This window comes from Nocardioides albertanoniae, from assembly GCF_006716315.1.
In the GTDB taxonomy this organism is placed as follows: domain Bacteria; phylum Actinomycetota; class Actinomycetes; order Propionibacteriales; family Nocardioidaceae; genus Nocardioides; species Nocardioides albertanoniae.
This window is the reverse complement of sequence record NZ_VFOV01000001.1, coordinates 1,642,865-1,669,832: the sequence shown is the minus strand read 5'-3', so window position 1 is coordinate 1,669,832 and position 26,968 is coordinate 1,642,865. Positions and strand designations below refer to the sequence as shown.

The following is a 26,968-nucleotide window of genomic DNA, read 5'->3' as shown; positions in this document are numbered from 1 at the left end:
AGTGGGCAACGTTGTGCCCACTCGACCTGCAGGAGTGACTTCTCGCCCTGCAGGAGTGACTTCTCGACCTGCGGGGGTCAGCGGAAGTCGCGGGAGCGGTGGCGGGAGGCGATGGCCTTGGCTGCCTCCGGATGGATCTCGTCGAGCGGGGCGAGCCGGTCTGCGAGCAGGTTGGTGACGTTGTCGTTGCGCTCGAGGATGCCGCGGATGAGCATGACGGAGGTGGAGACCGCGATCTTGCGATGCTTCTTCCACAGACCGGCCGAGCAGACGACGTTGAGCATGCCGGTCTCGTCCTCGAGGTTGATGAAGGTGACCCCGCCGGCGGTGCCGGGGCGCTGCCGGTGGGTGACCAGGCCGGCGACGGTGATGCGGCGCCCGGAGTCATAGGTGGGGAGGTCGGCGATCTTCGGAAGGCCTGCCGCGGTCAGCCCCTGACGGAGGTGGGCGAAGGGGTGGCTGCCGGGGGTCACACCGGTCGCCCAGAGGTCGGCGAGGGTCTCCTCGACCGGATCCAGATCGGGCAGCTCGGGCGTCTCGGCGGTGAAGCGTACGCCTTCGAGCTGATCCTCCGTCTCGGTCCATCCTGCCTGCCACAACGCCCGGCGGCGGCTCGAGGTGAACACCTCCAGGCACCCCGCGGTGGCCAGCGCCTCGAGCTGGGTGCGCTCCAGGCCGGCCCGGCGCGAGAGGTCGAGGGAGTCCTCGAACGGGCGCTCCTCGCGGGCCTTCACGATCCGCTCGGCGACCTCCTTGCCGATGCCGCGGACGGAGTCCAGACCCAACCGCACCGCGAAGTTGGCGTCGCGGCGGTGCTCCGGGGTGGGGTCGGGGGTGCCGGGCACCCACGGGCTCTTCTCCTCCGTGTCGAGTCGGCACTCGTCCTTGCCGGTCGGTGACAGATCGGGGTCGGCCGGGCCCAGATCGACCGGCTCCAGATCGGCGGTCGCGCTGGAGAGGTGGAGGTCGGGGCGGCGCACCTCCACGCCGTGGCGACGGGCGTCCTGGGTCAGCGACTGGGCCGAGTAGAAGCCCATCGGCTGGGCGCGGAGCAGCCCCGCCAGGAACGCGGCCGGGTAGTGGAGCTTGAACCACGACGAGGCGTAGACGAGCTTGGCGAACGAGAGCGCGTGGGACTCGGCGAAGCCGAAGTTGGCGAACGAGAGGATCTGGCCGTAGATCGCCTCGGCCTGCTCCTCGGTGAGGCCCTTGCTGCGCATGCCGCTGTAGAGCTGCGCCTTGAGCGAGTCGATGCGCTCGACGCCGCGCTTGGATCCCATCGCCCGACGCAGCAGATCGGCGTCGTCGGCATCGAAGTCGCCCAGCACCCGGCCCATCTCCATCAGCTGCTCCTGGAACAGGGGCACCCCGAGGGTGCGCCCCAGCACCGGCTCCAACACCTCGTGGGCATAGCTCGCCTTCTCGCGCCCGGTGGCGCGGCGTACGTAGGGATGGACCGCCCCGCCCTGCACCGGCCCCGGCCGGATGAGCGCGATCTCGATGGCCAGGTCGTAGAAGCATCGCGGCTGCAGCCGCGGCAGGGTGCCGATCTGAGCACGTGACTCGACCTGGAAGACCCCGATCGAGTCGGCACGGCAGAGCATGTCGTAGACCGCCGGCTCCTCCTTGGGGATGGTCGCCAGGGCCCAGTCCTCGCCCAGGTGCTCGAGCGCCAGATGCATCATGTGGTCGAGCGCTGCCAGCATGCCGAGCCCGAGCAGGTCGAACTTCACCAGCCCCATGTATTCGGCGGCGTCCTTGTCCCACTGGATCACGGTGCGGTCATCCATCCGCGCCCGCTCGATCGGCACCACCTCGCCGATCGGCTCCTCGGTCAGCACCATCCCGCCGGAGTGGATGCCGAGATGACGCGGTGCGCCGTGGATCTCGGCGGCGAGCGCCAGGACCGGGGCGGGGATGCCGATGTCATCAGGAGCCTCGACGCGGGAGTAGCCGACGTGCTTGGACCAGGCGTCCTGCTGCCCGGGGCTGTGACCCAGCGCCTTGGCCGCATCCCTGACCGCCATCTTCGGCCGGTAGCCGACGATGTTCGCCACCTGCGCGGCATTGCGGCGGCCGTACCGCTGGTAGACCCACTGGATCACCTTCTCGCGCTTGTCGGAGTCGAAGTCGACGTCGATGTCGGGCTCCTCCTCGCGATGCACGGAGATGAACCGTTCGAACGGCAGCCGGTAGAAGACCGGGTCGATCGCGGTGATCCCCAGCGCGAAGCAGACCGCGGACGCGGCCGCCGATCCTCGCCCCTGACAGAGGATCCCCTCTCCTCGCGCGAACTCGACGATGTCGTGCACGATCACGAAGTAACCCGGGAAGTCCTTGCCCTCGATGACCGCGAGCTCATGCTCCACACGCTTGCGGGCCTTCGCGACGAACTCCGGGTCGGTGGCGTTCGGCTTCGCATAGCGCTCCGCGAAGCCCTTCTCGGTCAGGTGGCGCAGCCGGCCCGCGGCGGTCTCGCCCTCGGGGATCCCACGCTTGGGCAGCTTGGGCGTGGCCTTGCGCAGGTCGAAGGCGCACTCCTGCGCGATCTCGACGCTGCGCTCCACCGCGCCGGGGTGGCGGCGGAAGAGCTGCTGCATCTCCTCCCCCGACCTGACGTACGCCGTCGGGCCGGCCGGGAGCCAGCCGGCGATGTCGCTCAGGGTGCGCCGCGCGCGGACCGCGGCGAGCGCGTCGGCCACCCGATGCCGGTCGGGCGTGGCGTAGTGGACGTTGTTGGTGGCGACCGTGGGCAGCCCGAGCTCGCGGGCGATGCCGGCGAGCAGGTCGTTGTCGTAGGCGTCGGTCGGGTGGCCGCGATCGGTCAGCTCGACGACGACGTTGTCGCGCCCGAACATGTCGGTGAGCTCACGCAGCGCCCGAGCAGCGGCGATCGGGCCGGCGTCGGTCAGGGCCTGGCGCACGGCACCCTTGCGGCACCCGGTGAGGATCATCCAGGGTTGTGACGAACTGACTGACCGGTCAGTCAGTTCGTGGAGGTCGTAGGTCGGCCGGCCCTTCTCGTCGCCGCGCAGCTGGGCCTCGGTGATCGCCGCGGCCAGCTGCCGGTAGCCGTCGACGCCCCTGGCGAGCACCAGCAGATGACTGCCTTCGGGGTCGGCGACCCCGTTCTGCGGCTTGGTCAGGCCCAGGGACAGCTCAGCGCCGTAGACGGTCAGCAGCTTCCTCTCCGGCGGCTCTGTTGTCTCCGGTGTCTCCGGCACCAGCTTCTGAGCCGCCTCGGCCAGGGCGGGCGCCCCGTAGAACCCGTCGTGGTCGGTGATCGCCAGCCCGTGCAGCCCCTGCCGGATGGCCTCGGTGACCAGCGCCGAGGGGCTGCTGGCGCCGTCGAGGAAGGAGAAGTCGGAGTGGGCGTGGAGCTCGGCATAGGGCACCACCGGACCTTCTGGCCACGAAACCGCCTCCTCGGTCATCCGTTTCTTGCGTCGCGAGATCGGTGCATCACCGTAGGGGTCCTTCGGAGGGCGACCGGACAGCCTCCGCTCCAGCTCCTTCCACGGGATCTCGGGGTTGTTCCAGCCCATCAGTCATAGCTCGCTTCGGTGACCCAGTGGTCGGTGTCGAAGGTGGCCAGCCAGGCGCGACCGTCGACACCGACGAGCTGGAAACGGGCGACCCGCCGGCCACCGCCCGGCTCCCACCAGCCATCGGTGACCGGCCACGGCCCGGCCCAGGAGGCGATCCGCTGCCAGGGCTGGGCGGCCGTGGGGCGGTAGCGGACCGGCTCGCCGGAGAGGCCACCCCGCGGCAGGACGACCACCTGCCGCCCGGCCTGGTCGCAGACCTCCGCCGGCCAGGGATCGGCCAGCACCCTGGCCGGCGCCGGCGGCGGAATGCTCCCCGGCCAGGGCAGCGCCCGGTCGCGGAGGGTGGTGGGGCGGTCGCCCCAGGGGACGTACGCCTGCCGCTCGCGCGGGCTCCGGCCACCCTGGATCACGGGGGCGACGACGGCCTCACGGCCGAGCAGCCCCTGCACCCGGGCGATGCCGCGCTCGACGCGCTGGTCGGTGCCGCCCCAGAGCCCGTCGGCGTGAACCGCCTCGGGCACGGCGACCTCGGGCACGAAGCGGACCTGGGTCACCGCCCCGCCTCCGTCGACTCCAGCGAGCTGCCAGTGCAGCCGGTCGATGAGATCGGCGGAGGAGAACCAGCGCGGGTGCGCCCAGGTGCGGCAGGAGTCGGCGCCGCGCGAGAGGGACGCAGTCTCCATCGCGACCTCGATCCGCACCTCGGTGCAGACCTCCTGTCGCGCCGCGAGCCCTTTCACGAACCCTCCCGCAGCCTGGCGCGAGGAGAAGCAGACCGCCTCCGCGGAGTCGAGCGGCGGCTCGAAGGCCACCTCGGTGGCGAGCTCGGGTGGTGGCGTACGGCCTGCGACCGGTCGCAGCCCTTCACCGTGGATCACCCGTCGGACCCATGCGGCCTGCGCGCCGAAACGGGCCTTGACGTCGGCACCGGGCAGGTCGGCGAGGCCGCCGAGCGTGGTCAGGCCGAGCCGTTGCAGGAGGCTGACCGTGTTCGCGTCCTCGAGGACGTGGACCGGCAGCGCCCGCAGGAACGCCGCGGAGCCTCCCTCTACCGGGACCGCGTAGGTCTCCTGCAGCCCGGCGCTGCGCGCGGCCTGCTCGGCGGTGAAGAGCTCGTCGGCGATGCCGATCCGCACGTCCCAGACCCCGAGCCCCACCACGCACTCGGCGATCGCGGCGCCGGCCTCGGCCTCGCCACCGTAGAACCTGGCCGGCGAACGCAGCGCGACCAGCCCGGGGCGCAGCGGCATGACCCCGGGACGCAGCTCCTCCAGCCGGGTCAGCACCTCCTCGAAAGCCCGCGTGTCACGGAGCTCGTCGGCAGCGAGCACCTGCACCTCGGGGCAGCGCGACTGCGCATCCCGACGCCGCATCCCGCGCTTGATCCCGAAGTCGCGGGCCGCCTGGTTGCTCGCCTGGACCCGGTTCTGCGCGAAGACCGCCGCAGGCAGGTGCCGCGGCAGCCCCTGCTCACCCAGCGCCGAGGCGACCGGCCAGTCGGCGCACCAGACCACCAGCGTGCGGTTCATGGCATGCGCGGCGCTCATGCCGACTCCTGTTTACGCAGGTCGACCACGGATTCGAGGCCCCGCTGATCACCGGCGGGCCTGAGGGCGCCGCCCTCGGCCGGGAACCAGAGCGCCGTACGCCGCGGCGGAGCCGTGCCGCGCGCTGCCTCGACCGTCATCCGTCTCGCCCGGAGGTGGCCGGCGCCGTTGCCCAGACCGACCCAATGCGGCTCGGTCGCCCGGAGGCGTACGTCTGCCCTGGGCCACTCCCCCAGCGCGACCAGCGCGGCACCCCGGGTGCGCAGCCGGGCACCGATCTTCTCCGCTACACCCGGCGAGACCCGACCGGTCGGCCGGACCAGCACCACCGTGGTCACATCGACCAGCGCCGCGGTCGCCTCGAGCCAGAAGTCCTGCGGACGCGGCACCAGGATGGTCCGCTCCAGGGACACCCCGGTCTCGGCCGCCGCCTCGGCCCCGAAATCGTCCACCCCGACCACGGCGGTCCACTCCCCCACCCCCGAAGGCCCCGCCAGCATCAGCATCGCCAGTGACAGCGAGTCGACCGCGTACGTCCCGCCGGCCCGCAGCTGCACCACCCCGCCCAGCGCCTCGTGCGTAGCCAGCTCCGCGCCGATGCCCGGCTTCTGCTCCAGCCGTCGCACCTTCGACCGAAGCTGCTCGATCTGCGCCAGCTTCTGGTGTCGCTCAATCCCCGCTACCACTCCCACTCAGCAAGTATCGAACATTTGTTCGAACAGAGCAAGGTCGCCGAGAAGTCACTCCTGCAGGCCGAAGAGTCACTCCTGCAGGTCGAGTGGGCATCGAGATGCCCACTCGACCTGCAGACCTGACGCCTCACCCTGCAGACCTGACCTTTCGGCCTGCAGACCTGACGCCTCGGCGAGGGAAGGGTCAGCCGCCGCGGAGTGCGGAGGCGAGGTAGGTGAGGCGGGGGTGGTCGGCGGAGGGGAGGGCGGTGACGACGGCGCTGGAGGCGACGGCGACCTTCCAGTAGGTGGCGCCGGCGACGACGAGGAAGTCGGCCTTCGACGAACCGTCGCACGACAACGGCGTGGTGATGAGCTCGGGCTCACCGAAGGCGCGCAGGGCGGCGATGACCGGGGAGTCGTCCTCGAGGGCGGCGCGTGCGCAGGCGACCATGCCTTCGTCGGCGTCGGGCACGGCGCTGACACGCAGGGTCTGGATGCGCGGCTCGGCCTCCGGGGAGAGCATCACCTCGAGGTCGTAGCGGCCCTTCTCGGCCGGCACGACCGCCAGCGCGACGCCCATGGAGCGGGAGAAGTAGCCGTAGGGCGCACCGCCCAGCGGCAGTCCGACCTTCGCGCGCGCCTGGCTGATCTGGGTGCGCCGGTGGACATCGGGCGCGTCGAGCTCGACGTTGTCGGCGAACAGCGACGGCGTCGCGAACACCTCACCACCCTCCGGGTCGAACGTACGCAGCCGCTCGATCGCAGCCTCCAGCGCCGAGTCGAGCCGCGGCCGCAGGCCCTTGACCACCGTCGAGAAACGGTGCGGCCCGCCGGCGGCGGTCTCCTCGGCGACCAGTCGGCGCAGGGCGTTCGCCGCCGTCGGGGCAGCACCGGCGTAGGTGCTGTTGGACAACGTGATCACGCCGAGACCGGTCGCCGGGTGCCAGAGCATCCGCGACCCGTAGCCCGGGTAGCCACCGGAGTGGTGCACGAACTGTCCGAGCCGGTCGTGGTCGACCATCAGGCCGTAGCCATAGCCGGTCGCGACCGCGCCGAGACCCGCCTCTGGCCCCTCGAGCGCGAGCGTGGCCGAGACCGAGCCGAAGCGCTGCATCTGCTGCATCTCACGCCGTGACGCCTTCGAGAGCGGGTGCGCGTCGGTGGCCGAGGAGAAGGCACCGACGAACCCACCGACCCAGCGAGCCAGGTCGGCCACCGAGGAGTGCATCCCGCCCATCGCCGCGAAGGAGCCCGAAGGGATCGGCTCCGCCTCGGTCCACGACCTCGACCCCTCGAGCCGGTCGCCGGCCCAGGCCGGGTGCAGCGGCGGCACGTGACCGGGCACCCGGTTCACGATGAGGTCGGGCGAGAAGGCGGAAGCGGTCATCCCCAGCGGCGCGAGCAGCTCGTGCTCGATGAAGTCACGGTTGGCTCCCTCCGGCGAGGAGCCGCCCACGACGTTCTCGATCGCCCGGCCCAGCAGCGCATAGCCGAGGTTGGAGTATTCGAACCCGACGCCCGGCTCGCGCCCGACGGTGAGTCCGCCGTCGAGGAAGGTGCCGAAGTCGTCGTAGGACAACGACTCCTGACGGTCGCCCCACGGGTCGTCGGTGGGCAGACCGGCGCTCATCGAGAGCAGCAGCCGCAGCGTGACCGCCGGTGAGTCCGGCGAGTAGGGCGGCTGGTCGACGAGCTCGGGCACATACTGGGCGATCGCCTCGTCGAGGTCGAGCAGCCCGCGGTCGCGCAGCAGCAGCACCGCCGCGGCGGTGAACGACTTCGACATCGACGCGATCCGGAAGACGCTGTCGACACCCGGAGCCGGGCCACCGAGGGTCGTCGAGCCGAAGGCGCCGGAGTGGATCAGCTCGGTGCCGCGTACGACCCCATAGACCAGGCCGGGGGTCAGATTCTCCGCGAAACGCTGAGCGAAGAGCTCGTCGACGGCGGCGGTGTTGAGACTCATGCGGGCGTTCCTTCGGTTGCAGGTTGCTCGACGCGTTGCAGCCTAACCACCGACGGCACCGAGAGGACGGCAAGACAGACCACGACATAGAGCATGCCGCTGGCCAGGAACACCGGCCGTGCGCCGAACCACGCCCCGAGCGGGCCGTAGAGCAGCTGTCCGACCGGCATCGCCACGAACGAGCCGAGCGCGTCGTAGGAGTAGGCGCGCGAGAGCATCTCCTCGGGCACGTTCTCCTGCATCGCCAGGCTCCAGCCGAGGCTGAAGATCTCGATGCCGGCGCCGGCGACCGCCATCGTCACCACGAACGGCACCGTCTGCGGCCAGAGCGCGAGCGCGAAGAACGGCAGCCCGAACACCATGATCCCGCACATCCCCGCCCGCAGCGGACGCCGGATCGTGGCCCGCATCAGCACGATCGTCATCACGAGCATCCCCGCCGCCAGCGCGGAGTTGCCCAGCCCCCAGCCCTCCACGCCGATCGAGGACGACTTCGCGTACGCCGGGCCGAGCACCTGCTGGCCACCGGACTGGATCGCGTTGAGGATCGCGAACGCCACCACGACGACCCACAGCCAGGTGGTGCTGCGGAAGTAGGTCCAGCCCGCCCGCAGGTCCTGGAGGGCCGAGGTCTTCTCCGCATCCGCGGGCCGAGGCGGGATGCGTACGCGAAGCAGGAAGAGCGCCGCGAGCAGCCAGGTCAGCGCATCGACCGCCAGCGCCCAGCCGGCGCCGACACCGACCACCAGGAGCGCCGCGATCGAGGGGCCGAGGATCGTCAGGGTGCTGCGCGACATCGAGAGCAGCAGGTTGGCGGGCTGCAGATCCTTCTTCGCCACCAGCTGCGGCACCATCCCCTGCATCGCCGGGAAGGCCATCGCCATGGCGGTGCCGTTCATCGCCTCCAGCACGACCAGCTGCCAGATCTCGGCGTGGCCGCTGATGATCAAGGTGGCCGCGGCCGCCTGGGTCAGCGCCGAGGCCACGTTGCTCAGCTGCAGCACCAGCCGCCGCGGGAACCGGTCGGCGATCACGCCTCCGATCAGCAGGAACACCACCATCGGGATGGTGTGCGCGGCGACGACATAGCCCAGCGCCGAGGCCGAGTCGCTGACCTCCAGCACCGCGAACGCCAGCGCGACGTGCGACATCGACGACCCGGCGAGGTTCACGAACCGGGAGGCGAAGAACCAGCCGAAGTCGCGGTCCTTGAGGACGAAGAGGCTTGCCTTGATGCTCACCGGGTCGCGACGTAGCGCTCGGCCACGGCACGCGGCTTGTCACCCAGACCCTCGATGCCGATCAGCCGCGGCAGCAGCGTCCGGTCGAGGTTGAGCGCGCGAAAGAGGTCGGAGACGGTGATGCCGTGGTCGGGTCGGTGCACGACGACGATCTCGTCACCGGCCTCCAGCTCGCCCTCCTCCAGCACGCGCAGGTAGGGCCCCGGGCGGGCCTCCTGGGTGAACCTCCTGACCCACTGGGAGTTGTCGTAGCCCGAGACCCCCATCCAGTTCTTGAAGTCGTTGCACGGCGTACGCACGCTGCAGACCTGCAGCAGCACCGTGCCGATCCGCCACTGCTCCCCGACCAGCGACTCGTTGATGTCGATGCCCTCGGTGGTGAGGTTCTCGGCGAACTGGCCGTCGCGCAGCTCGGCGCCGAGGCGCGCGCCCCACAGATCGAGGTCTTCGCGGGCGAAGGCGTAGACCGCCTGCTCCTCGCCGCCGTGGAAGCGCCGGTCGGTCTGGGTGTCGGTCACGATGCCTTCCGCACCGACCCGCACCGGACCCGGCGTCGCGTGCTTGTCGATCGAGGTGGCGCCCACTCCCGCCCACTCCGCGGGCTTGGACGGACCGACGTTGACGCTTCGCACGATGGGCATGGCCCGATTCTCCCCCGGCCTCGCCGGGTGGGTCACGCGAGTTTCTGAGCCGCCCGAAGACAGCCCGGCGACCGCCCGGAGACCGCCCGGAGATCAGTCCTGCACAGCCTTGGCGACCGAGATCATCGCGGTGATCCACTCCTTGTCGGGCGTCTGGTTCTCGGCCACCTCGCCCTTGACGTTGACCATCAGCCGCAGTATCGCCCACGCCCGGGCACGATCCTCGTCGAGCTCGGCGGCGTCGACCAGCGCGAAGAAACGGTCGCGCACACCCTCGCGCAGCCGCCCCGCATATTCGTCGAACCGGTTCCACAGCATCGGCGCGAGCTCGTAGTGCGGGTCGCCGGAGAGCGGCTTCGGGTCGATCACCAGCCACTCCTCGCGATCACCGCGCAGCACGTTGCCGAAGTGCAGATCGGTGTGGACCAGCCGTCCGTCGGTCGCCTCGTCAGCGGCGAGGTCGCGGGCGATCGCGCGCGCCTGCTCGACCATCCGCGGCGGCGCCGGAAGCCGCCGGGTCCTCTCCCCCAGCTCGCTCGCCCAGCGCGCGGCCTGGGCCGACAACGTACGCAGCTGCGGCGGAGCCGCCACGTGCAGCTGCCGGTAGAAGCCGCCGACGATCTCGCACGCCTGCACGTCCCACACCTCGCTGAGGTCTTCGGTGTGCAGCCGCTCCAGCAGCAGCGCGAACCGTCTCGGGTCGGCCCGCAACAGGCGTACGACGCCGCGACCGCCCCACGCCTGCAGCGCCAGCGCCTCGTGCTCTGCCTCCCAGTGGGGCCGGACGACCTTCAGCATCGCGGCCTCGCCGTCGGCGGTGCGCACCGGCAGGACAAGGGCGGTGTTGCCGTGGGTCGGCTCGCCGTCGGGCCTCAGCGACCACTCCTCGAGCAGGTCGCGAGCCACGTCGGCAAGCCTGTCGAGCCACGTCATCGACAGCCACCTTAATCGCTTCCCAACCCCGGCCGGATCGGGCAGGTTGAGGCCATGTCACTTCCAGAGTCGATGGGGACCCGAGGCGTCCCCTATCCGCCCGAGCGCTACGACGGCGAGGCCGGTGAGGTCTCGGCCTACCACCGCCCCAGCTCCGCCGCTCCCGATCTCGAATATCCCCGCAGCGGCGTCACCGTCGACTATCTGGCCACCGGCGCCACCACCGCCGGCGACTACGGGCTCTACCGCTGGCACTTCGGCCCCAACGAGTCCGGCCCCGGCCCTCACTTCCACCGCGCGGTGGCCGAGTCGTTCTACGTGCTGACCGGCACGGTGAAGATCTACAACGGCGAGGAGTGGATACCGGCGGGCGCCGGCGACTTCGTGCACGTGCCGGCCGGCGGCCTGCACGGCTTCCGCAACGTCGCAGACGCACCCGCCTCGATGCTGCTCCACTTCACCCCGGGTGCGCCCCGGGAGGGCTACTTCGAGGGCCTGCGCGAGCTGGCCGAGGGCACCGAGCTGGGCCCCGACGACATGGCGGAGTTCTACAAGCTCCACGACAACTACTGGGTCGACTGAGCTACCGGGTGGTCAGAGCCTTCCAGGCCTCGATCCCCAGGCCGACGATGTCGGCGGTCGACTCTGAGGTGGCGGCCGCGTCCTCCAGCGGGAGCCACTCCGCGAAGTCGGTGGTGCCACCGACCTCCAGCGTGCCCAGCACGCCACCGACGATCCGCGCCTCGAAGATCACCCGCGTGGACTGGTAGGGCCGTCGCCCGGCCTCGAACGGCACCACGAAGACGTTGGTGGTCAACGGCTCGCCGACCTCGACGTCGTAGCCGGTCTCCTCCTTGACCTCGCGCACCACCGCGGCGGGCAGCTGCTCGCCGTAGTCCACGCCACCTCCCGGCAGCGTCCAGCCCGGGTCTGTGCGGTGGTTGCCGTTGAACCAGCTCAGCAGGATCCGGCCGTCATCGACGATGACGGCGTAGGCCGCCACCCGGGTGTCGTAGTCGGTGAAATGCATCCCCGGGAGACTACAACGGACGAGCCGACGGGCTCAGTCGAAGACGTACGCCGTCGCGTCCTGGGGGAAGGATGTCCAGGCCCTGATCCGGCGTGGGCGCACCACCGGTGCCCCTGCTGCGTAGTGCTTCGCCTCGAAGACGTTCTCGCCGTACTCGGGATACTTCGCGTTCAGCAGGCCCGCGATCTCCTCGGCGACCTCCGGTGCGAACGCCGTCTCGTGCACCTCTCCCTCGATGACCACCAGCTTCCACGGGTCCGGCAGGTTGACCGTGACCTTCGGGTGCTCGGCGGCGAGCCGTCGGTGCAACGTCTCCGGGCTGCCGCCGTAGACCAGCATGTCGTCGAACCAGATCCCGTCCAGCGGCGTCACGTGCGGACTTCGCCCCGGTCGCTGGAAGGCGAACCAGAACTGTTTCGCCTCGACCAGCCGTCGACGTACGTCCTCCCACGCCAGCAGCTCGCTCGGCGTGCCGTACTCCTCCGGGAACCGGACCTGTTCAGTGCGCATACGGCGAGTCAACCACCGCATGAGCACCTCCCGCCTGACCGAAATTGCGCTGGTTCGACGTCCGTACGCCACAACGCATAACCAGTGGCCGCGGGCGATCGCGGCGACAAGAATGACGTCGTGAGCACACCCCGAGCAGTCGGCGTACGCATCTCCTACGCCGACGTCCCGACGGCCGTGACCGGCTGGGTCGAGGCTCGCCTCGGCTCGCCCGTGGTCTCCTACGCCGACCAGGTCGGTGGGATGTCGCCCGGATGTGCCACCCGGGTGGTGTGCGCCGACGGCACGAGGGCGTTCGTCAAGGCCGTCGGCGCCGACCTCAACGCGCACACGCCGACGCTGTTTCGGCGCGAGATCGCCGTGCTGGACCTCATCGGCGAGCACCCGCTGTGGGCGCGGCTCGAGGCGTCCTACGACGACGGCGACTGGGTCGCTCTCGTGCTCGAGGACGTCGAGGGCCGCCATCCCGACCTGTCGGACGACGTGGTGATGGGCCGTCTCCTGGAGGCGACCGACGACCTCAGCGTCGTCCTGGGCGAGCGGACACCGCGCGAGATCGCCACCGGCGGCGGCACCTACGACACCGGGCTGACCGGCCAGCACTCGATCTTCCGGCAGTTCGCCGACTCCGTGGAGACCCTCACCGAGATCCCCGACGCGCCCGTGCCTGCGTGGGTGCGTGCGGACACGGCCGGCTGGGCGAAGAAGATCCGCACGCTCGCTGAGCACCCGATGACCACGCTGGTCCACTACGACATCCGGGTCGACAACCTGCTGCAGCGGCCCACCGGTGAGATCGTCTTCGTCGACTGGGGCGGCGCCGGGATCGGGCCCGACTGGATCGACCCGCTGCTGGCCAGGCTGGAGCGGGTCGACCAGGGCTGGTTCGATGCCTCGCTGGCCTCCTCCGAGGCCCTCGTGCGGATCGGCGACGAGGCGGTCACCACGTGGCTGGTCGGGATCGGCACCCATCTGGCCGTGCGCTCGGTCACCGCCGTCGACGTCAACCTGCCGACTCTGCAGGAGTTCCGGCGTACGGAGTCGGCGAGGTTCCTCGGCGCGGCAGCTCGGCGTCTGTGACCCGACGCTGCCGCGCTTGGTCCGTCGTGATGGACTGACGGGCATGCAGACCCGGGCTGCCCTGACCGCCACGCTCCTCGTGATCGCTGCGACCTCGGGCTGCGGCTCCGAGCCCGCGCCCCGGACCACCGGCACGCCGAGCGCGTTCTCGGCCGAGTCGACCTCCATCCCGAGCGGGTTCACGGCAGCGGAGTGCCCGGCGACGGTCAACGACAAGCACGCCACCTTGAAGCTGGCCGTGCCGACCGGGTTCACGCCCGAGTCCACCGACCCGAGCGACCAGACCCCCGACGGCCGGTGCTCGTGGCGCAGCCCCGACGACCTCTTCTTCAGCGTCGAGGTCGGCGAGAAGGAGTCACTCGGCGACCTCAACGACGAGCTGAAGCAGTATGAGGACATCGGCGGCGACGACGAGGTCAAGGACGTGACGTACGACGCCCCGACCGACGCCTTCGGCGGCATGGAGGGCGAGCGGCTCAGCTGGTGGACCTACTCCGACGGCTCGCCCGCCGACTGCGTCGATGTCCAGGCAGGCGGCGTCCATCTGTCGTGGCAGAACCCCGAAGGCACCGAGCAGCGCCTCGACGACCTCGACGTCGTCCTGGAGAGCGTCGAGCTCGTCCTGTCGTGAGGGGGCGTCAGGACGTGCGGATCCAGTGGTCCGGCGGCAGGTCGGGCTTGTCGGCGACCGGCACGGTGGTCTCGGTCCAGCCTTGACCCCACGCCTGGGTCGCCACCGCGGGCCAGAACGCGACGGCTGCTGCGTTGTCGTGCTGGAACGGCACCGCCCAGGGCCCGGGGTGTCGGGCGATGACATCGAGAGCGAGCTTGCGCCCGAACCCACCGCGACGAGCCGCGGGCACGACGAAGAACGCCTGCATGATGCGCTCGGCGAGCCCGAGGCCCCGCACCAGCGCGAACCCGATCGGAGCGTCCTCCCCCGTGTCGGGGTGCGGCGCCCAGGCCAGGTAGCCGCAGCGGTCAGACGCGGGATATTCGTCGAGCCACTCGTGCCGATAGCGGCCGTCGGCGAGCGGGAAGCCGTTGACCACGGGCGCGAGGTCGTGGCGGAAGTCCTGCCACAGCCAGGCGACGATCCCCCACTCCGCCTCGGTCGAGACGGGGCGGAGCGCGTAGGTCACTTCTTGCCGGCCGACTTGTCGGTGGAGGGCTGGGTGGTGGAGAGCGCGGCGACGAAGGCCTCCTGGGGCACCTCGACGCGACCGACCATCTTCATCCGCTTCTTGCCCTCCTTCTGCTTCTCGAGCAGCTTGCGCTTGCGCGAGATGTCACCGCCGTAGCACTTGGCGAGCACGTCCTTGCGGATGGCGCGGATGGTCTCGCGGGCGATGACCCGGGCGCCGATGGCAGCCTGGATCGGCACCTCGAACTGCTGCCTGGGGATCAGCTCGCGCAGCTTGCCGGCCATCATGACGCCATAGCCGTACGCCGCGTCGCGGTGCACGATCGCGGAGAACGCGTCGACGGCCTCGCCCTGGAGCAGGATGTCGACCTTGACCAGGTCGGCGGCCTGGTCGCCGCTGAACTCGTAGTTGAGCGAGGCGTAGCCCTTCGTCGACGACTTGAGCTGGTCGAAGAAGTCGAAGGCGATCTCACCCATGGGCAGCGTGTAGCGCATCTCGACGCGGTCCTCGGAGAGGTAGTCCATGCCGCCGAGCGTGCCGCGCTTCTTCTGGCACAGCTCCATGATCGTGCCGATGTAGTCGGCCGGCGAGAGGATCGTGGCCTTGACGACCGGCTCGCGCACCTCGCTGATCTTGCCCTCGGGGAACTCCGAGGGGTTGGTGACGATGTGCTCGGACCCGTCGTCCATCACCACGTCGTAGACCACGTTGGGCGCCGTCGAGATGAGGTCGAGGTTGAACTCGCGCTCGAGGCGGTCGCGGGTGATCTCCATGTGCAGCAGGCCAAGGAAGCCGACGCGGAAGCCGAAGCCGAGCGCGCCCGAAGTCTCCGGCTCGTAGGTCAACGCCGCATCGTTGAGCTGGAGCTTGTCGAGCGCCTCGCGCAGCACCGGATACTGGTCGCCGTCGATCGGGTAGAGCCCGGCGAAGACCATCGGGTTGGGGTGCTCGTAGCCGCCCAGCATCTCCTCGGCGGGCCGGTGGTTGCCGGTGACGGTGTCACCCACGCGCGACTGGCGTACGTCCTTCACACCGGTGATCAGGTAGCCGGTCTCGCCGACGCCGATGTGGTCGGCCTTGACCGGCTCGGGGCTGATCACACCGAGCTCGAGCATCTCGTGGACCGCACCGGTCGACATCATCTTGATCTTGTCGCGGTGGGTCAGCTTGCCGTCGAAGACCCGCACGTAGGTGACCACGCCGCGGTAGGTGTCGTAGACCGAGTCGAAGATCAGCGCGCGCGCCGGGGCGTCGGGGTCGCCGACCGGGGCCGGGGTCTGGGCGACGATCTCGTTGAGCAGGCCCTCGACGCCGAGGCCGGTCTTGGCGCTGACCTGCAGCACCTCCTCGGGCTCGCAGCCGACGAGGTTGGCCAGCTCGAGAGCGTACTTCTCCGGGTTGGCCGAGGGCAGGTCGATCTTGTTGAGCACCGGGATGATGTGCAGGTCGGCGCTCATCGCGAGATAGAGGTTGGCCAGCGTCTGGGCCTCGATGCCCTGCGCGGCGTCGACGAGCAGGATGGCCGCCTCGCACGCCTGCAGCGAGCGCGAGACCTCGTAGGTGAAGTCGACGTGACCGGGGGTGTCGATCATGTTGAGGACGTACGTCTCGCCCTCGACCGCGTTCTCCTGGCCCTCGGTGACCGTCCACGGCATCCGCACGGCCTGCGACTTGATGGTGATCCCGCGTTCGCGCTCGATGTCCATCCGGTCGAGATACTGCGCCCGCGCGGCCCGCTCGTCGACGACACCGGTCAGCTGCAGCATCCGGTCGGCCAGGGTCGACTTGCCGTGGTCGATGTGGGCGATGATGCAGAAGTTGCGGATGATGGCCGGATCGGTGGAGCCGGGCTTGGGGGCAGCAGTCATGATGCCCGTCATCATCCCATGGTCAGGGCTGATGGAACCAAAGCGGCAGCTGCACCGACTCCCCCGGGCAGGTCACGTTGCGATCGCGGTCGTCCTCGAGCCACTGCACGATGACGGCGGCGCCGCCCTGGAACATCCACTCCCCGTCGCAGCGTTCGAGCGCCGCCTCGCGTGAGGTCTCGCCGGCCGGGCGCCATTCGGGCAGCTGCAGCTGCAGGTCACCGACGATCGGCGTCCACAGGCCCGAGATCGAGTAGACCCCGACCCGCTTGCCCGCGTCGCGGTAGCCCTGCACCGCGCCCTTGACGACCGCCTGATTCTGCTCGATGTTGTTTGACCACTCCCAGACCTTGACCGGCTCGACGTCGATCCAGACCGAGGGCGACTCCAGACCGGCCCGCTTCATCTGGTCGAGGTTCCAGCGCGCCTGCTGGTAGCCGACGTTGGTGAGCTGCCCGGTCCGTGTGCTCGGGTCACCGGGGCCCTCGCCGCCGCGCTCGCGGATGTCCTTCTTCTCGGGGAAGGAGACGATCGCGTACGCCGAGGTCATCAGCTTGCGCTCCTTCGCCCACTCCGCCTGCGAGGCCAGGCACGGGTTGGGCCGGAACGCGGGCCCGTTGGAGAGCCCGATGATCACGAACTCGGCGGAGTCGAGCGGCATCGGCAGGCCCAGCGTGCGACGCTCCTTGATCCCCATGCCCTTCGGACACTGCGGCCAGCTCATGTCGCCGCCCTCGACGATGCCGCGATCCTCGGCCGGCGGCACCGAGGGCACCTCGAGCGAGGTCTGCGGCGATGGGCTCGTCGGCGCCGAGCTGCTCGAACCGGGCGCGGCAGGCGCTGAGGGCGACGCGGACTCGGCGTCGGCCTCGGGCTCGGCAGCGCACCCCAGCAGCATCGGCGCCGCCGCGAGCAGCAGGACACCGGCGTACGCGATCTTTCTGGGCCACATCACCCCAGATACTGCCAGCCGTATCCCAGCGGGTCACGCCTGCGCGAAGTCGTCTCCCATCACCGGACGGATCTCGATCGGCTCCCCGAGGACCGCGACGATCCGCGACACGATGTCGATGGCGCGCTCCTGGCTGGCCACGTCGATGACCGCGAAGCTGGCCAGGACCTCCTTCAGCTCGGCGAACGGACCGTCGGTCGCGACCGGCCCGCTCGTGCCCGGCCGGACCGTCACCGAGACCGCCGGATGACCCAGCCCTTCGGTGCTGACCAGCTCGCCGTTGGCGACAAGCTCCTCCTCGAACTTCTGGTACTCCGCGAATGCCGCGAGCGCCTCCTCCGAGGCCGTGTCGGCGGCGTCCCACGCATCGGCGGGCGTGTATCCCAGCAACAGGTATTTCATGCCTCCGAAAGTAGTCTGTGGACATGACCGGGCCAGCGGTTCTCGAGGAAATCCTCCGCACGGAGGCGCCGTACGTCCTGAGCGCCCTGGTCCGCCGCTTCGGGCGGTTCGAGGCCGCCGAGGACGCCGTCCAGGAGGCGCTGCTGGACGCCAGCGTGCAGTGGCCGCGCGACGGGGTGCCGGAGAACCCGCGCTCCTGGCTGACGCGGATCGGCTACCGGCGGATGGTGGATCTGCTCCGCACCGAGCAGGCGGCCCATCGTCGCGAGCTCCAGGTCGGGATCGGCGAGGTGGTCACGCCGACAGGCCCGGCGGCGGAGACCGACGACAGTCTGACGCTGTTGCTGCTGTGCTGTCATCCGGCGCTGTCGCGGACCGGACAGGTGGCGCTCACGCTGCGCGCCGTGGGCGGCCTGACGACGGCCGAGATCGCCCATGCGTACGGCGCGCCGGAGGCCACCATGGGCACCCGGATCAGCCGGGCGAAGCAGACGCTGCGCAAGGCCGGCGCCCGATTCACGCCTCCGGGCGAGGCCGAGCGGGCGGAGCGGATCGGTGCGGTGCTCGACGTGCTCTACCTCGTCTTCAACGAGGGCTACACCGCCACCGCCGGCGCCGAGCTGGCCCGGGTCGACCTGACGCAGGAGTCGATCCGGCTGACCCGGATGCTCTGCCGGATCGCTCCTGACGAGCCCGAGGCCGCCGGGCTGCTGGCTCTGATGCTGCTCACCGAGGCCCGCCGGCCCGCCCGCGCCGATCCGGATCTCGGCCTGGTGCCGCTGGCCGAGCAGGACCGGACGCTGTGGGACCGAGCTCTGCTCGAGGAGGGCCTGGCCGTGCTGGACGAGGTGTGGGGCGCCGGCGACCCGGGTCCTTTCCTGCTCCAGGCGGCGATCGCGGCCGTCCACGCCCACGCGGAGTCCGCGGCGGAGACCGACTGGCGCGAGATCCTCGGCCTCTACCTTCTCCTGGAACGTACGCTGCCGACCGCACCTGTCCGCCTCGGCCGCGTGGTAGCGGCGGCCCACGCGTTCGGCCCGGTGGTCGGCCTGCGGCTGCTCGATGAGGTCGACGCCGAGCACGGCCTCGCCGGCGATCCGTTGACCGCCCAGCGGGTCCTGGCGGTGCGGGCGCACCTGCTGGACCAGCGGCGCGACCCGTCCGCAGCCGCCCAGTTCCGGGCGGCTGCGGAGCTGACCGCCAACGAGGCCGAGCGCGACTACCTGGTGCGGCGCGCGAGTCAGACCCGGGTCATCGTCGACTCGTAGCCGCCCTGGCCGGCGTAGTCCCAGTCACCGGCCATCACGTCCCCGGTCTCGTTGAAGGTGCCGACGAACTTCACCGGCGAGCCCTTCTCGCCGCCCCAGATCGTGAGGACGTCGCCGTCGAGCTCGTAGACGTAGTCGAAGGTGGCACCGGTGTTGTCGTAGTAGCGAGAGTGCACGTCGGCGCTCGCCTCCTCGCCGAAGGGGCGCAGGTTGCCGATCACCTCGATCCCGGTCGTGACCTGGCCGAACTGCTCCAGGCGAACGTCTTGGAGCAGGAAGTAGCCGCCTTCCATCCAGCGGTAGGTCACCTCGCCCTCGGCTCCGCCGGTCACCTTCCAGGTGCCGATCAGCCGGTCCAGGGCGCGGATGCCCGGGCTCGGGGCGGGCGCTGCAGGCATGGCGTACTCGTCGTTCATGATGTCGCTCCTCAGATGCGGCTGGCTTCTCCGGCCTTCACCCCTCTCTCGGAGACCACCCGGCGATCTCGACATCTGCGTGAAAAAAGTTTCCTTCACCGGCGCCCGGCCCACCCTCCACGCACGTGTTCACCGATACGACCCGCGGAACTCACCGATCGTTCCGCCGGAGTCGGCAGGTTTGGTCCATGACCTCCCTCAACCGCCGCTCCGTCCTCGGCCTCGGTGCCGCCGCCGGGGCCGGACTCGTCATCCCCACGACCGCAGCAACCGCCCACGGCGCCCCGGCGTTCATCCGCGGCAACCGCCCGAACCTGACCCATGGCGTCCAGTCGGGCGACGTCGGTGCCCGGGGCGGGCTGCTGTGGAGCCGCGCCGACACGACCTCCCGCCTGGTCGCGGAGATCTCGGCCGACGAGTCGTTCCGGCGGGCGCGGCCGATCCACGGGCCCGTGGTGACCGGACGCAGCGACTTCACCGGCGAGCTGAAGGTGCGCGGCCTCGAGGCGGGTCGCGACTACTTCTACCGGGTGCGCGCCGTCGACCCCGACGACCCGCGCCGCGGCAGCGCCTGGGAGCTGGGCCGGCTGCGTACCGCCCCCGACCGCCGCCAGGACATCCGCTTCCTGTGGTCCGGTGACATCGCCGGCCAGGGCTGGGGCGCCAACCCCGACTTCGGTGGCTTCCGGATCGCGCCCGCGATGGCGGCGCGCGAGGCCGACTTCTTCCTCAGCTCGGGCGACAACGTCTACGCCGACGGCCCGCTCACCCCGACCGTGACGCTTCCCGACGGGCGGGTGTGGAACAACATCGTCACCGAGGAGAAGCACAAGGTCGCCGAGACGCTGACCGAGTTCCGCGGGCAGTTCGCCTACAACATGCTCGCCGACAACTGGCGCGCCTTCCTCGCCCAGACGCCGATCGTGGCGCAGTGGGATGACCACGAGGTCACCAACAACTGGTATCCCGGGGAGATCCTCCCCGCCGACGGGCCCTACACCGAACGACGCGTCGACGTGCTGGCCGCGCGGGCCAAGCAGGCCTTCCACGAATACATCCCGGTCGGCGACGCCTCCCCCGACCCCGACGGCCGGATCTACCGCAAGCTCTCCTACGGCCCGCTGATGGACCTCTTCGTGCTCGACATGCGCACCCACAAGGACGCCAACACGACCAACGGCGAGACCTCCGGCGACGGCGGCGTGCTCGGCGAGCGCCAGACCGCATGGCTCCTGCGCGAGCTGGCCGCCTCACGCGCGACCTGGAAGGTCATCGCCGCCGACCTGCCGATCGGGCTGGTCGTGCCCGACGGCACCTTGCAGGAGGGTCTCGCTCAGGGCGACAGCGGTGCCCCGCTGGGCCGCGAGATCGACATCGCCCGCGTGCTGACCGGGCTCAAGCGCCTGGGCATCCGCAACCACGTCTGGCTGACCGCCGACGTCCACTACACCGCGGCGCACTCCTACTCCCCCGACCGGGCCGCCTACCAGGACTTCGACCCGTTCTGGGAGTTCGTCTCCGGCCCCCTCAACGCCGGTGCCTTCGGCCCGAACACGCTCGACGCCACCTTCGGCCCGGCCGCCGAGTTCGTCGCCGCGCCCCCGGCCGCCAACGCCTCCCCGGCCGACGGGTTCCAGTTCTTCGGCGAGGTCGAGATCGACGGACGTACGCAGCAGCTGACCGTCACCCTGCGCGACATCGAGGGCGGCGCGCTGTTCACGAAGACGCTCGATCCGGCGCGCCGCTGAGGGGGCCGTTTTACGTTAAGGTCCACCCAGACGTCTTGCCGCCCGCCAGGAGGACCACCCGACGATGTCCGACATTCATGTGGTGCCCGGTGACATGAAGGCGGCCGCCGCTGTCGCCGCGGATGCTCAACGAGACGTACGCAGCGCCGACTCGGCCGAGCATCTGGGCAGAGCAGGTGCCGCGATACCGGGGGCGGAGTCGGTTGCGGCCCTGACCGACCTCGGCAACCGCTGGACCGATCAGACCACGTCCGCGGCTGACAGCGCAGAGAGGCTCTCCGCCCAGATCGAAGACGCCCTGCGTGAGGCGCAGATGGCCGACGCAGCAGTCGCCGCCGACGCCGGCAAGGTCATGGGCCGACGCTGATGGGAATCACGTTCGGCCAGGTCAAGAGCTGGAAAGCAGCGCCGTTGGGCACGGCCGGCGATGGGATCAAGGCCGATCTCAGCAAGCTCGAGAAGAGCCGCGACTCGTTGGAGAGCAAGGGCGTACCGGGCTCGTGGAAAGGAATCTCGGCAGAGGCAGCCAGAGCACATCGCAACGGGCTGGTCCAGCAACTGACTGCCCACATCGCGAACAAGCAGCAGATGCAGAAGGCTCTCTACTCCGCCGAGACCGAGGTCGAGGCGATCGAGCGTCTGGCCGACGCGATCACGGAGCGCGCCGCCGCGCAGCAGTTCACCGTCGGGGACGACGGCGCGGTCACCGACGTCTCGCCGACCCAGACCTTCGACTCCCAGGCCGAGGCAGACGACTTCACGAGCCGACGCAAGACCATCGCCGAGGAGCTCGCCCACGACGTCTCAGATCTGCTCACGAGGGCCGCGTCGGTTGATGCGACCCTCACCGGCACGATGTCCTCGTCCGGGAACATCGAAGACAGTGGCGACCCTCACGAGGACAGCGCCGAGGATGGCTACCTCGATCCCGAGATCGCGGCCCGCTGGGACGACCTCAGCGACGACGAGCGCCGGGCCGTCGTCGAGCAGATGACCGAGGAGATCGCCGAGGCGAACGGCATCGACGCCCCCAACATCGACTGGGAGGAGTTCGCGGACGACACCCCCGAGGGGGGCATCACCTACGGTTCCTGGGACGACGACGACAATCCGCTCAACCCCTTCGACGGCTCCGAGATGAATCTCAACCCCAATGTCTTGGACGACCCCACCCAGATCATCGACACGGTCGCTCACGAGCTGCGCCACGGCCGCCAGTACGAGGCGATCCGCGACGAGAACGACAGCTTCAACTGGTGGTGGCAGGACGACCCGTTCGACGAGCACGAGGACGACGGGATCACCCGCGACCAGGCCAACGAGTGGGAAGAGAACTTCGACGACTACAAGAGCACCAGCAAAGGCGACACCTACGAGGACTACTACGACCAGCCCGTCGAGGTCGACGCCCGGCGGGCGGGCCGCGACTACGTGAACGGTCTCACTCCCGAGGAGTTCGAGCGGATGCTGGAGGAGTCCCGATGACCACCACCAAGACCTACGGTGACCTGCTCACCGCCTACCTCGATGACCCGTCGAGCACGACCCTTTCCCCGCTTCGCCGGGCCATACGCAGCGCGCCCGGGTTCACCCCCGACCTCGATCTCGATGATGCCCACCGGCTGGTTGACGAGGGTGCCTACGACTCGGCGCTGAGCCAGCTGCGCGGGCTGCTCCCCGGCGCGCTGTTCAGCCCGTCCTACCACTCCCTGCTCGCCCAGATCTTCGAGGCGATCGGCAAGTCGGACGACGCCGCTCGCGAGCAGCAGTTCGCGCGAGCCGCAGTCACCTCCATCCGGTCGACCGGCGACGGCAGCTTCGAGCGGCCCTGGTCGGTCCTGCGGATCAACGATGAGTACGACATGCTCCGCACCATGGACAAGACCTCGGCCCGGCAGTCGCTGCTGCAGCACGGTGAGCGCAAGATCGACCGCCACGAATCAACCGACGGCGGCGTCTTCCACTTCGACGCCACCGAGCTCGTCGGTCGCTGAACGGTTGCGGAAGGTCCTGGTCCTGATGAAACGCACACTGCCTCTGTCCGCCATGCTGCTCGCCGGCATGCTCTCCGGATGTGCCGGTGGCGAGGATGCGGCGTGCTCCTCGTCCGCGACGGTCCGCCCGAGTGTTGCGGCACCCGGTGCCGTGTTCCCCGACACCTTGAGCGTGAGCCCGACCGGCGACGCAGTCGCCGCCGGCTGCTGGCAGGGTCTGTGCCGTTGGGACGCCGCGGACAGGACGTACGAAGTCGCCCTGGATCGCGACCCGCTGACGCTCGCCGCAGACTGGTCGATGGTCGCGACCGGCGCCGGCTGCGGTGACATCGCGCTCGTCGACCTGGACAGCGGTGATCGCATCGTCACGCTGGCCGGTCTGCCCTACGAGGACGACGTCACCGATACGGCCTGGATCCGGGACGTTGCGATCAGCCCGGACGGAAAGCTCGTGGCAGCGACCGGGACTGCTGACGCACTGATGATCTGGGACTCGGACGGCAAGGAGATCGTTGACACGGAGGCCCCGAGCGCTGGATCTCTCGCCTTCAACCATGACGGCTCTCGACTGGCTGTGACCACCCGCGACGGAGTCGAGATCATCGATGCCGAGAGCGGTGAGTCCTCAGGTCGTCTGGCCGGCGCCGAGGGCACGCCGGCCTGGAGCCCCGACGGCCACTGGCTCGCGGGCCCCGGAGTCGATGGCGCGCCGACCCTGTGGAGCGCGACGGACCTCAGCGTCGTCGAGACCCTCCCCGGCGCCGATGCGGACGGATTTTCGTTCGCCCAGACGAGCGCCACAGTGGGTTACGTGACAGGCGAGACGGCCGAGGTCTGGGCACCCAAGAAGCTGGACGGCGACGGCTCGCAACGTACGCTGCCCGGCCTGGTGGCTTCTGGCCAGAGCGTCGAGGGGCCGGCGATGACCGCGTTCAGCCCCGATGGTTCCCGGCTCTATGCGGCCACCGACGACGAAGGCATCGTCACGTGGGACCTCGCGGCGGACCGGTCGGCGACCCGGTTCCCCCTGCCGCCGACGTCGTCCTGACCCGTGGCGCGCCCGCCCCAGCGGTGGCGCGTCGCCCACCTCCCGGCCAAGATGTAGCGGTGAGCGCTATCCCGACGACCATTCCGCACGGGCAGACCGCCCGGCGCCTCGAGTGGGCCCACCTGCCCCCGTTCCTGCGAGCCGCGATCGAGAAGCGGCTCGGCGGCGGTCCGGTGGTCGACGCGGAGTCGCAGGCCGCCGGCTACACCCCGGGCTTCGCGTCGGTGCTGACCTGCCGCGACGGCTCGACGCACTTCGTGAAGGCCGCCTCGGCCAAGGCGCAGCGTGCCTCGGCGACCGTGTTCCGCGAGGAGGCGGCGAAGCTCAAGAAGCTCGCCGGCTGGATCCCGGCTCCGAAGCTGGAGTGGTTCGACGACGGCGAATGGGTGGTGATGGCCTTCGAGCATGTCGAGGCGCGCCTGCCTGCGCGGCCGTGGACACCCGAGGATCTCGAGACCGTCTCCGGGGCACTCATAGACGCTGCCGGCCAGCTCACCCCGGCCCCTGGCATCGGCTGGCCGACCTTCGCCGAGGAGTACGCCGCGTACCCCGAGCTGTGGGAGCGCACCGTCGGCTACCCCGACGCCGAGCGCGCGGCCGAGATCGCGGCCGGTTTCGCCGAGCACACCGCCGGCGAGACGCTGCTTCACCTCGACGTACGCGACGACACGATCCGCATCCGGCCCGACGGCAGCGTGCTGCTGGTCGAGTGGACCTGGCCCGTGGTCGGCGCCGAGTGGATCGACTCCCTCATGCTGTTGGTCGGGCCACGCGGTGACGGCCTCGACGTCGAGTCGCTCCTGAGCGCTCACCCGCTGCTCTCGCAGGCCGCACCCGAGGCGATCGACTCGGTCCTCGCGCTCTTCGCCGGCTACTTCCTGGCCGCCGCCGAGCAGCCCCTGAAGACGACCTCGCCCCACCTCCGCAGGATGCAGCGGTGGCAGGGCGAGGTGTGCCTGGACTGGCTCAGCGAGCGTCGGGGCTGGGAGTGAGGACAGGCCTCAGGAGCCGGCGTAGAAGGCGTCGATGCGCTCCTGCTCCTTGGCCTCGACGACGTTGCGCTTGACCTTCAACGACGGGGTCAGCTCACCGCGCTCGACGGTCAGGTCGTGCTCGAGGATCTCCCACTTCTTGACGGTCTCCCAGCGGTTGAGGCCGGCGTTGAGCTCGTCGACGTAGCCGCCGATCAGCTCACGCACCTGCGGCGAGGTGACGATCTCCTCGTAGCTCTTCCCCTCCAGCCCGTGGGAGGCGCCCCAGGCGGTGATCGCCTCGGGGTCGAGGGCGATCAGGGCGCTGACGAAGTTGCGGTTGGCGCCGAAGACCAAGAACTGGCTGGTGTAGGGGCACAGCGCGGCGAACTTCGACTCGATCGCCGGCGGCGCGACGTACTTGCCGCCCGAGGTCTTGAAGAGCTCCTTGATCCGACCGGTGATCGTGATGTAGCCCTCGTCGTCGATCGAGGCCTTGTCACCGGTGTGGTACCAGCCCTCGGAGTCGAGCGCCTTCGCCGTCTCCTCGGGCAGGTTGTGGTAGCCGGGCATGACGTGGGGGCCGCGGATGAGCAGCTCGTCGTTCTCCCCGATCTTCACCTCGCTGCCGGGGAAGGCCTTGCCGACGGTGCCGAGCTTGTTCTCCGTCAGGGTGCCGACGGCCGCGCCAGCGGCGTTCTCCGTGGAGCCGTAGCCCTCCATGATCAGGATGCCCGCGGCCCGGAACCACTCGGCGATGTCGCGGTTGAGCGGGGCGGAGCCGGAGATGAAGAAACGTACGCGGCCACCGAAGCGGTCACGGACCTTGCTGAGCACGAGCTTGTCGAGCACGGCGTGCTTGAGCGCCATCGTGGTCGGCACCGACTTGCCCTCGCGCACCAAGCGGTCGCGGGCGATGGCGTTGGCGAAGGCGGCGTCGAAGAGCTTCTTCTTCACACCACCGTCGTTCTCGACCATCATCGTGATCTTGGCGTGGACCTTCTCGAAGATGCGCGGGGCGGCACCCATGAAGGTCGGCTTCACGATCGCCAGGTTGTCGACGATCTTGTCCATCCGGCCGTCGATAGCGGTCGGGAAGCCGCAGGCGATCTGGATCGAGAGCAGCACCTTGCCGAAGACGTGCGACATCGGCAGCCACAGGAACTGCAGGTCGTCGGGGCCGAGCACGTCGCCCCGGACCCGGACGGCCTCTCCCTCGTAGACCCAGGCGCGGTGGAGCAGGCGTACGCCCTTCGGCTTGCCGGTGGTGCCCGAGGTGTAGACCAGCGTGGCCAGGTGGTCCGGGGTGATCTTCGCGGCGATGTCGTCGATGAGGCCGGGGTTGTCGGCCAAGTGCTTCTCGCCGATCGTCGCCAGGTCGTCGAGGCCGATCACCCGGTCGCCGTCGGTCGCACCGTCGAAAGTGATGACCTTGACGATCTCGGGCAGGTCGGCGGCCTTCTCGGAGATCTTGGCGAGCTGGTCGTCGTCCTCGGCGAAGACGAAGCGGCACTCGGCGTCACCGAGGATGTAGGCGGTGTCCTCGACGTTGGTCGTCGGGTAGACCGTCGTGGTGGCGCCGCCGGCGAGCATCACCGCGAGGTCGGCGATGATCCACTCGTAGCGCGTGGTCGAGGCGATGCCGACCCGCTGCTCCGGCTCGAGGCCGAGCGAGACCAGACCGGCGGCGAGGCGGCTCGCCTGGTCGCTGGCCTCCTTCCAGGTCAGCGACTTCCACTCCTCCCCGCCTGCCTCGGTCGTCGAGCCGACCACGGGATAGCGGAACGCCTCGGCGTCCGGGGTCGCCTTGACCCGGTTGAGGAAGTGAAGGGCGAAGTTCGCCGGCATCTCGTCGAGGAATGCGAGATCGATCGCGGACTGGGTCGGCATGATTCTCCTGGCCTGCAGTATGTGCGTGGGGTGAACGGTGGGCGGTGAGCACGAGAGGGACCGCGCGGGGGACCTTAGACGCTCGAGCTACGCCGC

The 26,968-nt window shown here is 70.1% G+C and carries 25 protein-coding genes; 10 read left to right on the top strand and 15 right to left on the bottom strand.

The window, feature by feature from the left end; all coding sequences use genetic code 11:
• Positions 1-77: 77 nt before the first annotated feature.
• From FB381_RS07935 to FB381_RS07905, 7 genes are all read right to left on the bottom strand, one after another.
• Positions 78-3,545 carry an error-prone DNA polymerase gene (locus FB381_RS07935; RefSeq protein ID WP_141779784.1) on the bottom strand — a complete coding sequence of 1,156 codons (3,468 nt, stop codon included), beginning with the start codon at positions 3,543-3,545 and terminating at the stop codon, positions 78-80.
• Positions 3,545-5,095: a DNA polymerase Y family protein gene (locus tag FB381_RS07930; protein WP_246088014.1), complete on the bottom strand. Its 1,551-nt coding sequence runs from the start codon at positions 5,093-5,095 to the stop codon at positions 3,545-3,547. The genes FB381_RS07935 and FB381_RS07930 overlap by 1 nt, the downstream gene beginning before the upstream one ends.
• Positions 5,092-5,787, bottom strand: a complete 696-nt coding sequence (locus tag FB381_RS07925; RefSeq protein WP_211352356.1) for a hypothetical protein — start codon at positions 5,785-5,787, stop codon at positions 5,092-5,094. Before FB381_RS07925 ends, FB381_RS07930 begins: the two co-directional genes overlap by 4 nt.
• A gap of 184 nt (positions 5,788-5,971) precedes the next feature.
• Entirely contained in the window at positions 5,972-7,735 is a 1,764-nt protein-coding gene (locus FB381_RS07920) for a serine hydrolase domain-containing protein (protein ID WP_141779783.1), read from the bottom strand.
• A complete protein-coding gene (locus tag FB381_RS07915) occupies positions 7,732-8,976 on the bottom strand; it encodes an MFS transporter (protein WP_141779782.1) in 1,245 nt (414 codons plus the stop codon). The genes FB381_RS07920 and FB381_RS07915 overlap by 4 nt, the downstream gene beginning before the upstream one ends.
• Positions 8,973-9,617 (bottom strand): MOSC domain-containing protein, encoded by a 645-nt coding sequence (locus FB381_RS07910; protein ID WP_141779781.1) that lies wholly within the window; start codon positions 9,615-9,617, stop codon positions 8,973-8,975. Before FB381_RS07910 ends, FB381_RS07915 begins: the two co-directional genes overlap by 4 nt.
• Before the next feature lie 93 nt (positions 9,618-9,710).
• A complete protein-coding gene (locus FB381_RS07905; RefSeq protein WP_141779780.1) occupies positions 9,711-10,550 on the bottom strand; it encodes an aminoglycoside phosphotransferase family protein in 840 nt (279 codons plus the stop codon).
• A 54-nt stretch (positions 10,551-10,604) separates the two neighbouring features.
• Between FB381_RS07905 and FB381_RS07900 the strand changes: the two genes are divergently transcribed.
• Positions 10,605-11,132 (top strand): cupin domain-containing protein, encoded by a 528-nt coding sequence (locus tag FB381_RS07900; protein WP_246088013.1) that lies wholly within the window; start codon positions 10,605-10,607, stop codon positions 11,130-11,132.
• A gap of 1 nt (position 11,133) precedes the next feature.
• On the opposite strand, the gene FB381_RS07895 is transcribed toward FB381_RS07900, so the two are convergent.
• The gene (locus FB381_RS07895) at positions 11,134-11,580 is read right to left on the bottom strand and encodes an NUDIX domain-containing protein (protein WP_141779779.1); all 447 of its coding nucleotides are present in this window, start codon (positions 11,578-11,580) and stop codon (positions 11,134-11,136) included.
• Between the two features lie 33 nt (positions 11,581-11,613).
• Entirely contained in the window at positions 11,614-12,090 is a 477-nt protein-coding gene (locus FB381_RS07890) for a pyridoxamine 5'-phosphate oxidase family protein (RefSeq protein ID WP_141779778.1), read from the bottom strand.
• Positions 12,091-12,210: 120 nt separating this feature from the next.
• Here FB381_RS07890 and FB381_RS07885 point away from each other — a divergent pair, with 120 nt between their 5' ends.
• Both FB381_RS07885 and FB381_RS07880 read left to right on the top strand, forming a co-directional pair.
• Complete coding sequence (locus FB381_RS07885; RefSeq protein ID WP_141779777.1) at positions 12,211-13,170, top strand: phosphotransferase; 960 nt, start codon at positions 12,211-12,213, stop codon at positions 13,168-13,170.
• A 43-nt stretch (positions 13,171-13,213) separates the two neighbouring features.
• Positions 13,214-13,801 (top strand): hypothetical protein, encoded by a 588-nt coding sequence (locus FB381_RS07880; RefSeq protein WP_141779776.1) that lies wholly within the window; start codon positions 13,214-13,216, stop codon positions 13,799-13,801.
• A 7-nt stretch (positions 13,802-13,808) separates the two neighbouring features.
• On the opposite strand, the gene FB381_RS07875 is transcribed toward FB381_RS07880, so the two are convergent.
• From FB381_RS07875 to FB381_RS07860, 4 genes are read right to left on the bottom strand one after another with little or no spacing between them, the layout of a single operon-like run.
• Entirely contained in the window at positions 13,809-14,312 is a 504-nt protein-coding gene (locus tag FB381_RS07875; RefSeq protein WP_141779775.1) for a GNAT family N-acetyltransferase, read from the bottom strand.
• The gene (gene lepA, locus FB381_RS07870; RefSeq protein ID WP_141782658.1) at positions 14,309-16,183 is read right to left on the bottom strand and encodes a translation elongation factor 4; all 1,875 of its coding nucleotides are present in this window, start codon (positions 16,181-16,183) and stop codon (positions 14,309-14,311) included. The genes FB381_RS07875 and lepA overlap by 4 nt, the downstream gene beginning before the upstream one ends.
• 22 nt (positions 16,184-16,205) lie before the next feature.
• Positions 16,206-17,135 carry a glycoside hydrolase family 25 domain-containing protein gene (locus tag FB381_RS07865; RefSeq protein ID WP_141779774.1) on the bottom strand — a complete coding sequence of 310 codons (930 nt, stop codon included), beginning with the start codon at positions 17,133-17,135 and terminating at the stop codon, positions 16,206-16,208.
• Between the two features lie 33 nt (positions 17,136-17,168).
• Positions 17,169-17,537: a YciI family protein gene (locus tag FB381_RS07860; RefSeq protein ID WP_141779773.1), complete on the bottom strand. Its 369-nt coding sequence runs from the start codon at positions 17,535-17,537 to the stop codon at positions 17,169-17,171.
• A 23-nt stretch (positions 17,538-17,560) separates the two neighbouring features.
• Here FB381_RS07860 and FB381_RS07855 point away from each other — a divergent pair, with 23 nt between their 5' ends.
• A complete protein-coding gene (locus FB381_RS07855) occupies positions 17,561-18,805 on the top strand; it encodes an RNA polymerase sigma factor (RefSeq protein ID WP_141779772.1) in 1,245 nt (414 codons plus the stop codon).
• Here FB381_RS07855 and FB381_RS07850 read toward each other — a convergent pair.
• On the bottom strand, positions 18,778-19,221 hold the full coding sequence (locus tag FB381_RS07850) for a hypothetical protein (RefSeq protein WP_141779771.1): 444 nt from the start codon (positions 19,219-19,221) through the stop codon (positions 18,778-18,780). The two genes, FB381_RS07855 and FB381_RS07850, sit on opposite strands and share 28 nt — an antisense overlap.
• Before the next feature lie 188 nt (positions 19,222-19,409).
• Here FB381_RS07850 and FB381_RS07845 point away from each other — a divergent pair, with 188 nt between their 5' ends.
• The 6 genes from FB381_RS07845 (at position 19,410) to FB381_RS07820 (ending at position 25,003) form a co-directional block, all read left to right on the top strand.
• The gene (locus FB381_RS07845) at positions 19,410-20,969 is read left to right on the top strand and encodes an alkaline phosphatase D family protein (RefSeq protein ID WP_141779770.1); all 1,560 of its coding nucleotides are present in this window, start codon (positions 19,410-19,412) and stop codon (positions 20,967-20,969) included.
• 64 nt (positions 20,970-21,033) lie between these two features.
• Entirely contained in the window at positions 21,034-21,336 is a 303-nt protein-coding gene (locus FB381_RS07840; protein WP_141779769.1) for a hypothetical protein, read from the top strand.
• Positions 21,336-22,454 (top strand): hypothetical protein, encoded by a 1,119-nt coding sequence (locus FB381_RS07835; protein WP_141779768.1) that lies wholly within the window; start codon positions 21,336-21,338, stop codon positions 22,452-22,454. Before FB381_RS07840 ends, FB381_RS07835 begins: the two co-directional genes overlap by 1 nt.
• Positions 22,451-22,963, top strand: coding sequence for a DUF4919 domain-containing protein (locus tag FB381_RS07830; protein ID WP_141779767.1), 513 nt, complete (start codon positions 22,451-22,453; stop codon positions 22,961-22,963). The genes FB381_RS07835 and FB381_RS07830 overlap by 4 nt, the downstream gene beginning before the upstream one ends.
• A 25-nt stretch (positions 22,964-22,988) precedes the next feature.
• Positions 22,989-24,011 (top strand): WD40 repeat domain-containing protein, encoded by a 1,023-nt coding sequence (locus FB381_RS07825; protein WP_141779766.1) that lies wholly within the window; start codon positions 22,989-22,991, stop codon positions 24,009-24,011.
• A gap of 59 nt (positions 24,012-24,070) precedes the next feature.
• A complete protein-coding gene (locus FB381_RS07820; RefSeq protein WP_141779765.1) occupies positions 24,071-25,003 on the top strand; it encodes a protein kinase family protein in 933 nt (310 codons plus the stop codon).
• A gap of 9 nt (positions 25,004-25,012) precedes the next feature.
• On the opposite strand, the gene FB381_RS07815 is transcribed toward FB381_RS07820, so the two are convergent.
• Positions 25,013-26,872 (bottom strand): AMP-dependent synthetase/ligase, encoded by a 1,860-nt coding sequence (locus FB381_RS07815; RefSeq protein WP_141779764.1) that lies wholly within the window; start codon positions 26,870-26,872, stop codon positions 25,013-25,015.
• Positions 26,873-26,968: the final 96 nt, after the last annotated feature.